The organism is Saprospiraceae bacterium, from assembly GCA_016719615.1.
Lineage (GTDB): Bacteria > Bacteroidota > Bacteroidia > Chitinophagales > Saprospiraceae > Vicinibacter.
Window position 1 is genome coordinate 914,784 of record JADJYQ010000001.1, and the last position, 16,249, is coordinate 931,032.

The 16,249-nt window shown below is 40.3% G+C and carries 5 protein-coding genes; all 5 read left to right on the forward strand.

The features are described from left to right. The first annotated feature begins 79 nt into the window (after positions 1-79). The 5 genes from IPM92_03780 to IPM92_03800 all read left to right on the forward strand — a co-directional run bounded on the left by IPM92_03780 (position 80) and on the right by IPM92_03800 (position 16,245). Positions 80-12,433 carry an HYR domain-containing protein gene (locus IPM92_03780; GenBank protein ID MBK9107507.1) on the forward strand — a complete coding sequence of 4,118 codons (12,354 nt, stop codon included), beginning with the start codon at positions 80-82 and terminating at the stop codon, positions 12,431-12,433. 46 nt (positions 12,434-12,479) lie between these two features. Then, entirely contained in the window at positions 12,480-12,863 is a 384-nt protein-coding gene (locus IPM92_03785; GenBank protein ID MBK9107508.1) for a hypothetical protein, read from the forward strand. 92 nt (positions 12,864-12,955) lie between these two features. Continuing rightward, a complete protein-coding gene (locus IPM92_03790) occupies positions 12,956-13,615 on the forward strand; it encodes a hypothetical protein (GenBank protein MBK9107509.1) in 660 nt (219 codons plus the stop codon). Positions 13,616-13,639: 24 nt separating this feature from the next. After that, a complete protein-coding gene (locus tag IPM92_03795; protein ID MBK9107510.1) occupies positions 13,640-14,644 on the forward strand; it encodes a hypothetical protein in 1,005 nt (334 codons plus the stop codon). Positions 14,645-14,952: 308 nt separating this feature from the next. Continuing rightward, positions 14,953-16,245 carry an aspartate kinase gene (locus IPM92_03800; protein MBK9107511.1) on the forward strand — a complete coding sequence of 431 codons (1,293 nt, stop codon included), beginning with the start codon at positions 14,953-14,955 and terminating at the stop codon, positions 16,243-16,245. Positions 16,246-16,249: the final 4 nt, after the last annotated feature.

Genomic DNA, 16,249 nt, shown 5'->3' on the forward strand with positions numbered 1-16,249 from the left:
CATATCTAACTGTATCTCAATAAATTAATTAGATGAAAACAGTAAATTAATATGCTGCGAATGCCACAAAATAGTATGTTTGCAGGTCAAATCCTTTGAAGCGGGATTTGGCAGATATTTTTTAGGACCTAACTCAAATCTCATGAAAAGACGTAAGCAGCTCTTCCAGGCGGCTATAAAAGCCTATGTATTAGCCCCATCTCTATTCCTATTTGCATTTCTATTTTCCAGTTCTTTGTATAGTCAGGTTGATGTTATTTCTTCCGGAGGTACTCCCATGGCATCTTACACCACTTTGTCAGCCGCTTTTGCAGCTATAAACGCTGGTACACATACCGGGACGATAACTCTTAATATCAGTGCGAATACAACAGAACCTGCAGGAGGTGCCATACTTAATGCAAGCGGTGCTGGTGCGGCTAACTATTCTTCAATTGTAGTGAAGCCGATTGGTGGTGCTTCCAGAACCATCAGTGGGGCCGCAACTGCAGGTCTCGCTTTGGTCCAATTAAACGGCGCAGACAACGTTACTTTCGACGGATTAAATTCAGGAGGTAACGCCTTGACGATCGAGAACACAACAGTGTCTGCAACTTCAGGAACAAGTACCATTCATCTTCAGGCTGATGCCACATTTAATACTTTCGTCAATCTTTCGGTTAATGGTTCAGGTACCATGCCCGTAGGTACCAATGGCGGTAATTTTTGGTTTGGGGCAAGTTCAACCTTAACAGGCCAGGACAATAACCTCATTACCAGTTGTAAAATAGGACCTGTGGGCACGAATTGGCCAACTAAAGGGATCTATTCAAATGGAACCAGTACCACATTTAACAATAGCAACAACACGGTTACCAATTGCGAAATATTTGATTATTTCGGTGTAACTTCACAATCAGCGGGTATTTATTTAACAACAGCCTCAAGCGTTTGGACGATTACAAATAATAAATTTTATCAGACAGTTTCGAAAACACAAACTACAGGTACGATACATGCCGCAATTCAAATAGGAAGTACGAATGTGGAAGGTTGCACCATTACTGGTAATACCATTGGTTATGCAAATGCAAGTGGAACGGGCACTTACACTTTGGTAGGGGCGAGTACTGCATCCAGAATGATCGGTATTTATCTTTCCTCACATGGAACTGCACTCAAAACAATTATCGCCAACAACGCAATCCAGAACATTTCATTGTCAGGTATTTGGGGAACAACTACGACAACGTCGGCATTTATTGGTGTCCAAATTGCAAGTGGATGGGCAGACGTTAATAATAATATTGTTGGTAGTTTGGATGGAAGCAAAACGATTACAATTTCTAATGCAAATACTTCTACTTCTGAAGTTTATGGAATTTATTCCAGTGTTTCTATTGCCAGTGTTCGCACAGAATTTAATAACAATAGCATTGGAGCCATTTCCCATTTACAAACATCAACTGCTGCTTGTGGATTGATAGGTATAAGAGCTGGAAACAGTACTACTAATGATTTAAGAATTGAGAATAATACAATCGGAGGTTTTGGTGCGGAACTAAAAACCATGAATACTTCTACCACTGCCAGCTTAAATGGAAATACAGTCATAGGTATTTATGTTCAGACTTCTCCTTCGCAAGTTTTGAATAATACGATCAGCCATTTAACAACGAATAACCAATCTACAGGAACAGCAACCACTTCTTCCGTTCAAGGGATTTATGTGTCCAGTGCAGCAGCTGGTGCTTCTGTTTCAAAAAACACGATTCATACCTTAAGCAATACCTCACCTGCAGCAAATGCCTGGGTCAATGGGATTACGATTTCTACGTCTACTGCAACATTGACTGTAGAAGGCAATTTTATTCATACTTTAAATGTAACAGGTACAGGTACTACGGCCACCTTAAATGGAATTTACATCAATGCCGGAACTACAAATTTTGGCAACAATATGATTCGCCTGGGTATAAATTCCCTGGGAGCTTCAATTACTTCTGGATTGGCCATTAATGGTATCAATGAAGTTGGTGGAACAGTAAATAATTTCGTTCATAATACCATTTACATTGGCGGATCCGGAGTTTCTACTTTATCTAATAACACTCATGCATTCAACAGTGCAAGAATTTCAGGTACCAGAAATTATGTAAATAATATATTCTTCAATGCAAGGTCCAATAGTGGTTCAACCGGAAAACATTATGCCATCCGTGCTGGTGGTACCGGAATCAATCCTGCCGGACTTTTTAGCAATTTTAATGATCTCTTTGTTACTGGGACCGGTGGCTTTATTGGCTTTTATGATTTAGCCGATCGTTTGATACTTAGCGATTGGAGAGCAGCAACAGGTCAGGACTGTAACTCATTTAGCGGGGATCCCAAATTGGTCAATCCAAATGGAACTAATTCAACAGTAGATCTTCATATTTCTGCGATGCCAACACCGGTTGAAAGAGCCGGTATGCTAATCCCCGAAGCCGTGAATGATTTTGATATGCAGGCAAGGGCAGGTTTGACTCCATCAGACGTAGGTGCGGATGCCGGAGATTTTGATGTCGTTGATTTGTCAGGTCCGATCATTACAATAACAGCCCTGGAAGGAATATGCGGAACCGGCGATACTGCATTGGTAAATGTAAATATTATCGATGCTACCGGCGTTCCTACTTCCGGAAGTTTTAGACCGAGAATATACTACCGGAAAAATCTGGGTGCCTGGTCATCAAGACCCGGAACATTGACTTCGGGTACAGCAAGCAATGGGAATTGGAAATTTGACATCATTATGGCAGATATGGGTGGTGTTGTGGTTGGCGATGTTATTGATTATTATGTGATTGCCCAGGATTTAGCCATACCTTTCAATTTATCATCCAATCCGGCTTGCGCAATTGCGACGGATGTAAATACAGTCATAACAGCACCGCCTTCATTATTTAGCGCAACCGTTAAAGCTGCTTTGAGTGGTACTTATACAGTTGGAGTTGGTGGCGATTATGCCACATTAACAGCTGCCGTAAATGATTACAATACAAAATGCCTTGTTGGCGCAGTAACGTTTTTGCTGATCGATCCTACTTATCCTTCTGAAACTTATCCGATTTCGATCAATCAAGTCCCGGGTCAGAGTGCAGTAAACACTTTAACAGTGAGACCAAATGCCGGTAATACAGCTATGATGAGCGGAAGCTCAACGAGCAGTATCATCAAATTTAATGGTGCAGACTGGGTTACATTAGATGGATCGAATTCAGGTGGAACAGACAGAAATTGGACGATTGTAAATACTTCTACAGGAACAAGTACCGCTGTTATTTGGGTTGCAAGTTTGGGTCTCGGCTTGGGTTCTAAAAATGATGTTATCAAAAATTGCAATTTAATGGCAGGTTCTACAACTGTTACTTCGACATTTGGAGTACATGTCGGTGGAGCTGCTATAAGTACAGCAGGAATTGGCGATGATAATGACAATCTTAGCATTCAGAATAATGCCATCAGTCGGGCTTATTATGGAGTTTATAGCAGAGGCGGTGTAGTTGGCAAAAACGATAATACTAAAATCACTAAAAACACAATTGGATCAAATATTACCACAGAGCAAATTGGTAAGTATGGGGTCCAGATGTATGATTCAGATAATGCATTGATCGAGGAAAATGAGATCTTTAATTTGGTTTCTACCATTACAAACCCAACCGGGATTCGAATCGAAGCAGGGGTGACCAATGGTTCTATTTCTAAAAATAATATACACAATTTAAGTTATACCGGTACCGGCGGTTTTGCAGCAAAAGGTATTGACGTAGCTGCCTCTGCAAATGCAAATTTGACAATAAGTAACAATTTTATCAGCAAATTATTAGGAGATGGATGGTCAACGATAACTTCTGATGCAATTGTTGGAATCAGGATACTTACTCCTAGTACAGGTATCAATATTTACAATAATACAGTGGTGCTAAATAGTCTCATTAGCAGATCATCAACAGCAGACGTTAGTGCAGCTATTTATTTTCATACCGGGGCAGCTAATATCAATTTAAAGAATAATATACTGATCAATAAAGTTGAAAACATTACCGGGGTTGCTAAAGCTTATTCCATTTTCTCTGATGCTCCTGCAACTGCTTTCACATCTATCGACAATAATAATTATTTTGTGAGTGGTCCGGAAGGGGTGTTTGGAAGAATTCCGGGTGCGATTGATGTTGTTGATCTTGCTGCATGGAAGGCATTTACAGGAAAAGATTTACTTTCCTTAAATATGGATCCGTTATTTGTAGATACAACAAATTTACATTTAGTGGTCAATCCTGCAAACCTATGTCTTAATCAGGCAGCAATGGTAATTCCGGGCATTACTCAAGATATAGACAATCAAACAAGAAGTACCACAAACCCTGATATTGGCGCAGATGAATTTAATCCGGGAAGCAATTTAACGATTGCTGTTACAGAGACTTCTGGCACACCCAACGATAAATTCATTTGTCAAGGGTCGGTAGGAACCTTAACGGTAACAGGTGGTATTTCACATTTATGGAACACCGGTGAATCGACCAATGCCATTTCCAAAGCTCCTTTAACGACTACAATTTATAACGACACTGTTACCGTAGCAACAGGTTGTCGGGTTGTAATGTATGATACGCTGAAAGTTCTTTTAACGCCTTCAGCTGCAATTACTCCTGCTTCCATTACTATTTGTAGTGGCTCAACAACTAATTTAACAGCATCTGGCGGGGTATCGTACTTGTGGGATAATGGATCTACCAATCCGATCAGATCTGTTTCTCCAGCAATGACAACAACTTATACAGTGACCGTTACTGGTCCAAATGGTTGTACTGGCATTGCAACCGCTATTGTAAATGTCAATCCAAGTCCAGCTGCGAGCATTTCTCCAGCAAATCCAATTTTGTGTTCAGGTACTTCCTTGTTATTGACGGCATCCGGTGGTGGCTCCTATGCTTGGAGCACCGGTTCAAATGTGTCAACCACAACGGTAAGTCCTGGTTCAACTACAACATACACCGTTACCGTTACAGCAGCAAACGCTTGTACAGATACTGAAACAGTAACCGTCTCGGTCATAACAGGTGTCGGTATTTCTCAAACCATCGTTCAACCTACCACTTGTTTCTCTTTGGATGGATCCATCGATCTTATTATTAGTGGTGCAAGTCCATTTACATATAACTGGTTTACACCGGATGGTACCGGGTTTGTGAACGGACAACAAGACCAAACCGGACTTTCTGTTGGATCTTATTTGATTACTGTGACTTCTACCAAAAATGGATGTTCTGCCACTAAGGCCTTCTCACTAACTGGTCCCGGTAATTGCGGTACTTGTCCAGCTATAGGCGGACTCACGAAAAGTGTAAATACTGTATGTAAAACCACAACATTTACGCTTACTGCTACAGGACTTTCAGGTATGGGTACTCTATATGGAATTCGTTTTAAAATGTCAACAACTCCATTAGCTGATCCTTATGTAGGTGGAACTACTTTAGGAATCGTTTCTAATGCCGGTCTTTCCGGTGGCGGAACAAGTGCAGTGCTCAATACAAATATTTCACCGGAAGGCAATTATTATTTATATGCGGTTCTTGATCCTACGCCTGTTAGTATGGCTTGCAGACCTTCAGCTGCGAATACTATTATCGTCTTAAGTTGCACCCCGACAATAACTGATCCATGCTCATGTAAAAACAATGCTACTACATTGACCAATGGACAATTCAATGAAACAATTACCGTAAATGCGCCTAGCGGCCAAAATTGGATCATTAGCGCAAGTTCAGGATTATATTTAAGTTCCAGCCCCGCTCCTCCGGCTGCTCCTATACCTGTTCCAAACGGAACTGTATTGACAGAGGTCGTCATAGGTGGAGGAATCAGCAATTACGTTTTCACAGGTGTGCATGTTGATGCATTAGGTTACACTGGGACCTTCAGCAATGGATCCATCACCTTGAGCATTGGCAATACCTGTTATTATCCAAACCCTAGCATTGTAGGTCTTGCGTCAGTTTATTGTGCTAATGACCCTGCAGTGACTTTAGTAGGCAATGCACAATTAGGAAATGGGGGAGGACCTGCCATGGGAACCGGAAGTTTTACCATTAATGGAATTCCTGCAACTGTATTTAATCCGGCAGCATTGGGTGCCGGCACACATCTCGTTGTGTTCACATTTGATGCAGCCGATGGGGTTCCGAATCCATCGCATCCCGGATGTATTCAATCCGTTTCGCAGTCAGTTGTAGTTAATGCGGTGCCGACAGTCAATCCTGTAGCTAATAGGTTTATATGTGTTGGTCAAACATCAACCGCCATTATGTTTACCGGAACACCTCCTGGAACTGTCTTTAACTGGACCAGAACTCCGGAGGCTATTGGTTTGGCGGTAACTAATGGATCTGGATCTGTTCCCGCATTTGTGGGTACTAATACAGGTACAACTCCTCTTACATCCACATTTACGGTTACTCCAGTATTTACAAATGCAGGAAGATCATGTCCGGGAAGCCCCATGATTTTTACCATAACTGTAAATCCGACACCAACTATCAATGCAGTACCAGATGTACAATATTGCCATGGCGATATCACTACTATCATTAATTTCACAGGAAATGTTCCCGGCGCAGTTTATACCTGGACCAGGACCCCTGAACCTATAGGACTCGCGGCTACTAATGGCACAGGTTCAATTCCATCATTTGTCACCACGAATCCAAGCGCAGCTAGAATTACCAGCACATTTACCGTGACTCCAAGTTTTACAAATGGAGCCGTCACTTGTACCGGATCGCCTATTACCTTTAGAATTTCTGTACTTCCTCAACCCGTCGCGAGATGCAGAAATATTACCGTTTATCTCGACGACAATGGACTGGTTAACATAACTCCGGCTGATGTCGATAATGGAAGTACAGCAGCTACTTTAAGTTTGAGCAAATCTGATTTTAATTGTGGAAATACCGGAGCTAACAATGTTACTCTTATTGCCCGGGATTCATGTGGAAAATCATCTACTTGTACTTCTGTGGTAACTGTCTTAGATACTATTGCACCTGTATTCTGGTGTCCAAAAGATTGGACCGTTAATCTGGATCCGGGTGAATGTAACAGAGCTATCAGCTTTGATGATCCTGAAGCTACAGATAATTGTACTTTAGTTTCTTCAACTGCAACAGGAGCGATTACAACTACTTTTGCTTCAAACAATCAGTTTGCTGGAGCCATGTTCAATGTGAATAATATTTCAACCGGCATTATTACTTTAAATTCTTTTGCTACAAATATTTCAGCAGCTGTCGGCACAAACGTAATTATTGAAGTTTACTATACACCTAATACTTATATAGGAAAAGAGGCAAATGCTGCCCAATGGACTTTATTGGGTTCAGGCAATGCTGCTTGTGCCGGATTAAATCTTCCAACCTTATTTAATATAGGAGGTTTAAGTATAAATCCGGGTCAAACCTATGGAATCTATGTCCATTTAGTCAACTACACTGCAGGTAGTATTGTGTTAAGATATACGAATGGTACCGCCACTTATAATAATGGAGACATTAGCCTCTTTGCAGGTGTTGGAAAAGCAACTCCGGCATTTACAGGTACCACATTTGCAAGCAGAATTTGGAATGGAACTATTAATTATACAAAACAGACTATTGTAGGTGCCGATCCTACAGTTACTCAAATTGATAATTCTGGTTTCAAAAACGGAGATTTTTTCCCAAGAGGTACGACTTGTTTGAGTTACCGGGCTACTGATTTTTCAGGAAATTCATCTGTCTGTTCTTTCTGCATTACTTTGAACGAATTTGATAATCCTAATGCTGAACTGGCTTGCAACGATGAAATTCAAGTGAGTCTTGATGAAAACTGTTCTGCTACTATAAGCGCAGATGAATTACTTTCCGGCGGACCTTACAGATGTTTCGATGATTACCGAATTATCGTTCAAGATTGGGTTACCGGTCAGGTCATCGATAGGAATCCAAATCTCAGAGGTTCACAGGTAGGTATTCAGGATATCGGAAGAGAATTTAAAGTGACCGTCATCGATACGGTCACCGGCAACAGTTGTTGGGGTCATGCAGTCGTAGAAGATAAAATAGCACCACAATTAATTTGTGCAAGAGATACTTGCGTGCCTTGCGGTTCGACATTGACCACACCATTTTATATGGGAACTCCAACAGTGATTGAAAACTGTGGCGGAGCATCACTTACTTATACTGATAAAGTTGAGAAAGGCGGTTGTGGATTTGGGTTTGAAGAAAAAATCACAAGAACATGGGTAACTGTAGATGCTTCAGGTAATAGTAATAGTTGCGTACAAGTCATTACAGTTGCTTTAGCTACATTAGCAGATGTAGATGTTCCTTTAAATTATGATGAACTGGAAGCACCGGCATTGAGTTGTGATGGAAAAATAAATACAACAAAAGATTATACGGCTCATTATCTGGCATCTCCATATTGTGTGGATGGCTATTTATTAGACTCCGCACATTGGTTTGCAACCGGTGGATTTTTACCAAGTCCGGCAGGAGATCTTGCAGGAGAAAGATTACCGAAAACCTTAGGTTGGAATTGCCTGGATACAGGTCGTTATATTGGACATCCTAGCCCTTGGCCTGTTTACTGGCCTGCCCATCCAAGTTGGAGACCTACAAACCCAGTTTGTTGGGGACCTGATGAAGTCATCATGTGGCAGGGAACGGGATATCCTTCTGCATCCAATTGTTCGAATCTTGGAATCACGTTCAATGATCATAAAATTGATATTGGAACACCAGGATGTGATGCCGGAGAAATAGGCTGTTTTAAAATTATCAGACAATGGACTGTATTAGACTGGTGTACAGGAACTGTAGGCGGCCATAATCAGCTGATCAAAGTGATCGATAGAGAAGGGCCTCAAATTTTATATCCTGACACGGTCACCGCAAACATGGATCCCTGGAATTGTTTGGGTATCTGGGAAGTGCCGAAGCCATGGTTGCTTGATAATTGCAGTAATGAATTACATTATAGCGTCGAAAGCACCAGCGGTACGGTCACTGGAAATGAAATTGATGGCTTCATCATCGTGAATATTGAACGGGGAATCAGTGAGGCGTTTATCGTTGCAGAAGATTGTTGTGGAAACATTTCCAAACGAAGAATCGCAGTGAATGTTCCTGACAACACACCACCTATTGCTGTCTGTGATCAACTAACAATTGTTAGTTTGACTGGAAACCAAAGTCCGAATGAAAATTTTGGAAAAGTCTTTGCACAATATTTTGATCAGGGAAGTTTTGATAATTGCTCGCCACATGTATTTTTCAAAGTGATCCGTATGGAACAACTGAGAGGTACCAATAATGGAAGCAATGCCAATCAATCTGACAATGGTGCAAATTGTGCGGCCGTGAACGGCGATGATAATGCCATCCTCGATGGAAATCAAATTTATTTTGACGACCATGTGAAATTCTGCTGTAGCGACATAGGAGACAATGTGATGGTCGTTTTCAGGGTATTTGATGTGGAAACTGGAGCTGGACCGATTGCACCTAGCAGAATGAATCCTGGTGGAAATCTGTTTAATCATTTCACAGATTGTATGGTTGAAGTTGAAGTTCAGGACAAGAGTGCTCCAACAGTAGTAGCGCCGCCAAACATCGTGGTGAGTTGCTGGTTCTGGTTTGATGTTGAAAACCTGGATGATCCAAATGATGCCACTTTTGGTAGAGTTGTAAATGATTTATCAGTAAGAAGAAAAGTCGTAACTAAGGATTTAGTATGTTATAATTATTGTGTTAGAAATGATATTACAGGTTATCCTGGATATGTACCGGGAGCACCACCTTCAAATCCACCTGCATGGAATCGTGCCTGTGATTTTTATCGCGAACTGTACGATACAGCTCATGCCGACAGAAAGCATGAGTTAACCTGGGGATTTGATGGTATGGTCTTAGGTGCATGTGGAACCAATTTTAGCATTTCCGTTAACGATAATCGCGAATGCGGTCAGGGTCAATTGACACGGACTGTAGTTGCACGCGGACCTAATGGATTGAGTGTTACCGCTACCCAAACCATTTGGGTGGTAGACTGTGATCCATTCTATATCAACCGAACTGATAATTGCGATTCGGATGATGATATTACCTGGCCAGGTAACTGTACAGGTCAGGCTACAACCATAGCTGGTTGTGGTGCAGACCTAAGTCCGGACAATCCATTATTGGGCAGACCCATCGTTGAAAATAATTCAGATGATCTCTGTGCTTTGATCAGTATTGAATATTTTGATGAGATCTTTACGATTGAGCCCGATGCTTGTTTCAAAGTATTGAGAACATGGGTTGTCATCGATTGGTGCCAATATGACCCAAGCTTAGATCCGGAAAATGGAAGATGGGAATATTTACAAATCATTAAAGTAACAGATACAGATAAACCTGCTGTATCCATTGCCTTTGGTGATCCATGTCAGCCTGCGGTTAAAAATCCTGTCGACAATATTTGTTATGCTCCCGTAGTCGTAACTGCAAATGCAACTGATAATTGCAGCCCGCTTGATTGGTTATTTTATGATTATAAAATAGATTTATATAATGATGGAATCGGTCAACATTCTGGCTACGATTTAGCTGTTGGTCCGCTGACACGAAAAGATTTTGCTGCTGGAAAGAGACCCGTTAAAAATCACAATCCGCTGGCCGATAATCCAAACGATCCTTTCAATGCAAGCGGTAATTATCCGATAGGTATCCATAAATTCTGCTGGTTTGTAGAAGATGGTTGTGGAAACATCTCCAGCAGATGTGAATTGTTTGAGGTCACAGATTGTAAAGCACCGACACCATATTGTCATGTTGGAGTTATTACTACAGTAATGCCTAGCAGTGGTTGTATAACGATTTGGGCAAAAGATCTCGACGCAGGTAGCTTTGATAACTGTACCGCTGCTGAAGATCTTCGCATTTATTTTGATGACCTGGAAAGTGATAGCATGACGATTTGTTGTGACGATTTTGTTGCCAACAGAATTGATGATGAATTAATCATTCCGGTCACGATATGCGTTGAAGATGAGGAAGGCAATAAAGACTGCTGTAAAACAACCGTGATCGTTCAGGATTATCAAGATATCTGCCCTAATGTTGGTTCATTTGGCAAAATCACTGGAGAATTGATGACTCAAAATAATGAAGGCACTGAAAAAGTAGAAGTCGAATTATTAGACAGTAGGATCATGATGAAACACATGAAGACCGTCAATGATGGTAAGTATTTGTTTGGTGATCTTCCTGTTGGCTTGTCGAAAGAATATGTGGTGAAACCAAGTCGTACAGATGACCCATTAAATGGTGTTAGTACTGCAGATATTGTGAAAATTCAAAGACATATTCTGGGTATTGAGAATTTAAACAGTCCTTATAAATTGATTGCTGCCGACGTGAATGCAAGTAAAACGGTGACTGCTTCAGATGTATCTGAAATACGCAAACTCATTCTAGGCGTAAGTAACGAATTCAGCAAATCTGAAAGTTGGACTTTTGTGCCTTCAGATTATATTTTCGCAGATCCTACACAACCATGGAGCGCGCCAAGGGAAGTAACAGTTGCATTGCCAAATCCAATAAAAGTCATTCAGAATTTTATTGCAGTTAAAATGGGTGATGTAACCAATAACGCCAGAGGACATCAAGTAGCTGGAAGCAGCACTAGAAGTTATGGTAAATTGAACCTTGAAGTTGAAAACAACACCACTGTTGCAGGTGAACTGTACAAAGTTGAATTCAAATCAAGCAACTTTACCAATATCTCTGGATACCAGTTCACATTGAGATTTGATCGTCAAGCATTGACATTTGAAGGAATTGAAGCAGGTGTTTTAAATGCAGACGAAAGCAATTTCGGAACTGGAAGAATCAATGAAGGTATCTTAACTACTAGCTGGAATAACAAAGTAGCACAAAGCGTTGATGCAGATGCTACCTTGTTCACAGTTGTATTCCGTGCAAGCAGCCAGGCAAGTATTGGCAGCCTGTTGGCAATCACATCTGATGTTACAACAGCAGAAGCTTATGATGCATCATTGAATATCAAAGATGTTAACTTAGGTGTACGCACAGAAAGAGGAGTTGTAGAATCTGGTGTATTCGAATTATACCAGAACTCTCCAAACCCATTCGCTAAGGAGACCGTAATCAGCTACCGTTTACCAGAAGCTGGAGCGGTTAAACTGAGCATCTATGACGTAACTGGCAAAGTATTGAGAGTATACGAAACACAGGGCACAAAAGGCTTAAATACCTTCAAGGTACAGAAGTCTGAATTGAATGCTGGTGGAGTATTGTACTATCAGTTGGATGCTGCAAATCATACGGCAACTAAACGAATGGTCATCGTTGAATAAGAAAATTTTGAATAATCATTGTTGAATGATCAAAAGATAATAAATTATGAAAAATAAGATTGTAATTTTTTTATGCGCAGTTTTTAGTTTTACGGACGCATTTAGCCAAACCGGAAAAGTTCCTGAACTTGTCGAGAAGGACGTTGCTGTAAAATTGGTCGGGGAAAATTTTTCAAATATTGAAATTCAAGCCAAGGAAATCATCGATAATGGTGGGCAGCTTGATCAGTCTTTGCAATATAAATTCGATCTCTACAAAGCCGTTCTTGAAATACTGCTTGCGAATACGCCGGGCACAACAACTTTTGATGCTTTAGCTTCGAATTCAAATTTGAAATTGGCGAAATCTGACGACGAAGCCTATGAAGACTTCATCAACGGAAATTGGGATGATGTAATGACAGAACTGATTCAGTTGCTGCTCAGATAATTTCGGAGTGGACCGGATTCATTAACTAATACAAAAGCTTATCGAAATTTTATAAGTTCGGTAAGCTTTTTATTGTTAGTCTAATTTTGCGTATGTCTTTTTTAGAGAAAGTTAAAGCTGTTTTCATTGTACCTGAAGAGGGAAAACAATCAAAGGGGTCAGATTCCACTGAATCGAGGGCTATTGAAGAAACAATTGCAGTTTCAGAACAAATTGAGAATCCGGCTGCTCCAGAAGACTTATCCAAATTTGTAAAAATTTTGTCAGATGCTTTAGAAAAGCACAACGAACCTGGATTTGATTACCTGGAATTCAGAAAAGCATTATTGTCCATTCAAAAATTGCAAAATATGGATGAATCTTCACATTACAAGTCAGCATATGCAGCTGCACATGCGATGAATGTCAGTGAGGAGAAGCTAACATCCACTGCCAAAAAGTATCTTCATGTGCTGGAACTTGAACTCAATAACTTTCAGCAAACGGCCAAAGATTATTTAAGTAAACAGCAGGCTAACAGTGATTCGGAAAGTAAAAGACTTGAATCTTCGATCAAGGAGAAAGAAGAGCTTGTCGCAAAACTGCAAACCGAATTAGGCGAACATAGGGAGCAATTGCAGCAAGTGCAAGCAAGCTTAACGCAAGTGACGTCGAAAGTTGAGTCTAACCGGATCGGATTTATGAAGGTGTATCAACAATTGGTCGATCAAATTCAACTGGATATCCAAAATATGGATAAATACCTCAAATGATGTTTTATCTTTAATTCATAAAATATGGCATCACCCGTTAGAGATTTTTGGAAAAGACCGGAAGGCGTTACAGGTGCAGTAGTTTTGGCAGGATTGCTGGGCGGAGCAAGTTATGCTTTGTACAAAGCCTTACCGGCTTTGATCGCCTTAACATCCAATATGCTTTATTTTGGAGTCATACTCATTCTCCTGGGAGCTGTGCTTTATATGATTTTGGATCCTAAAACAAGAGCACTCTTTAGCTATTTATACAAATCAGTGATGCGTTGGATCACTTCTTTGTTCGTAAAAATTGATCCAATTGCCATATTGAAAAATTATGTAGAAGATTTGAAAGATAATCTTGGCAAAATGAATAAACAGATCACAAAGCTGAGAAGTCAAATGCACGTTTTGAAAGAGCAGATCTTTAATAACCAAAAGCAAATACATAGCAGTTTAAGCCAGGCTGAGGAAGCCAAACACGGAAATAAACAAACGGTCCTCGTATTAAAATCGAGACAGGCAGGACGGTTAAAAGAGTCGAATCTTAAACTTGAAGACCTCTACACCAAAATGGATGTATTGTACAGAGTTTTGACCAGGATGTACGAAAATTCTGAAATTCTGGCGGAAGATATCACGGATCAGGTCAAAATTAAAGAACAGGAGCGTTCGGCCATACGTGCCAGCCATTCAGCTATGAAATCAGCCATGAGCGTTATTTCAGGCGACAAGGACAAACGTGCATTGTTTGAAGAATCACTCGAAGTATTGGCTGATGATATTAGTGGAAAAGTAGGGGAGATGGAACAGTTTATGGAATTATCAGAAAATTTCATGGCATCCGTCGATTTGCAAAATGGAGTTTTTGAAGAGGAGGGAATGAAGATGTTGGAGAAATGGGAAAAAGAAGGGGTCTCGAAATTATTAGGTGATGCCAAAAATGAAATTGTAAGTTTAGATTCTACAATGCCACAAACCCAAAAAGAGCTCCAAACCCCAAGCTTATCAAATAGTCAGTACGAAGAGTTATTCAAGACGAAATAATAGAGCTTCTATTGTTGTAGGGTTCAACAATTACTCAAGGCAATTTTTGTTTTTATTCAGTTTGTCATAGTTCATGACTTAGCATAACATTAGACTTTGGTGAAATCATGTAAAATTGTATTTACTTGCTATCCACTATTGCTTGAATTAGTTCTGATGTAGCCTACTTTTGCGTTTAAGGATTATAAGTAATATCAGTGCGAAGTCTTATAGAGTATCCTCCTTCTAAAGATTATTCAAATTTCAATTTAAACGATCAAACTGCATGAGCGCAATTGTTACTAAATTTGTTATCTAAAAGTATATTCATGAGAGTCTTTAAGTTTGGTGGTGCTTCTGTAAAAAATGCAGAAGGTTTTAGGAATGTGGCGAAGATCATAGCTCGTTACAGTGAAAATCATCCTCTGGCGGTTGTGGTTTCAGCAATTGGTAAAACGACGAATCAACTTGAAGATGTTGTTGAAACTAAATTTATTTCCCCAACGGAATCCATTGCAAAACTGAATAAAATCAAGGAACATCATCATCAAATTATATTGGAACTGTTTCAGGAGCTTCCGCAAGAATTGGAAATACATATTCAAGAGCATTTTGTAGAAGCCGAATGGATTCTTGAGGAAATGCGCGAAATGAAATATGATTATGTTTATGATCAGGTAGTGAGTATTGGTGAATTGGTTTCATCCAGAATATTAACGGCTTGGCTGGATCATGAAAAAATAGATGTAGAATGGTGTGATGCCCGCGATATACTGGTCACCAACGATACTTATCGCGAAGGAAGAGTAAACTGGGAAATAACGAATCAACGCATCAAACAATCGATGGAACCCAGGCTAAATGAAGGGCATATTTTGGTGACACAGGGATTCATAGCTTCTACTTTAGAAAACAATACCACAACGCTTGGGCGAGAAGGATCAGATTATACAGCGGCCATATTGGCAAGTGCATTAGGAGCCGATGGAATGTATATCTGGAAAGATGTGCCTGGTGTTTTGACTGCTGATCCGGATCTCTTTGTCAATGTTACCAAACTTGATCGCCTAAGTTACAGAGAGGCAATAGAAATGACCTATTATGGTTGTAAGGTCATACATCCAAAAACAATTCAGCCTTTAAAACTCAAAGGAATTCCGCTTTATGTGAAATCTTTTATTCAGCCTGCAGATGAAGGTACTCTTATATCAGGAGCTGCGGATCTTGAGTATCCTCCAATAGTTGTGCTGGAATCTAAACAAGCTTTGTTGCATTTTGCATCCCTCGACTTATCCTTTATTGCAGAGTATCATCTCGCACATTTATTTGAATTGTTTGATAAGTTCAGGATCAAAGTCAATATGATGCGCAATTCTGCGATATCTTTTTCGGTATGTGTCAACAATGATATATCTCGTATCCAACAGTTAGTCCAGGAAGTTGAAAGTATGTTTAAAGTGGTTGTTGATCAGGACCTTGAGTTATTGACCGTCAGACATTACCAGGATTCCATGTTGGCCAAATTACTGGAGGAAAAAGTGATACTATTGGAAGAGCGAACGCGAAACACGGTTCAGCTCGTCGTCAAACAAGCCTTGCCGATTTTACCCAGGAAAAAGTAGGCGA

Excerpts from the sequence above, each read along its gene's own strand:
- IPM92_03790 (MBK9107509.1), top strand. The coding sequence starts at position 12,956 with ATGTCTTTTTTAGAGAAAGTTAAAGCTGTTTTCATTGTACCTGAAGAG.
- IPM92_03795 (MBK9107510.1), top strand. The coding sequence starts at position 13,640 with ATGGCATCACCCGTTAGAGATTTTTGGAAAAGACCGGAAGGCGTTACA.
- IPM92_03785 (MBK9107508.1), top strand. The coding sequence starts at position 12,480 with ATGAAAAATAAGATTGTAATTTTTTTATGCGCAGTTTTTAGTTTTACG.
- IPM92_03800 (MBK9107511.1), top strand. The coding sequence starts at position 14,953 with ATGAGAGTCTTTAAGTTTGGTGGTGCTTCTGTAAAAAATGCAGAAGGT.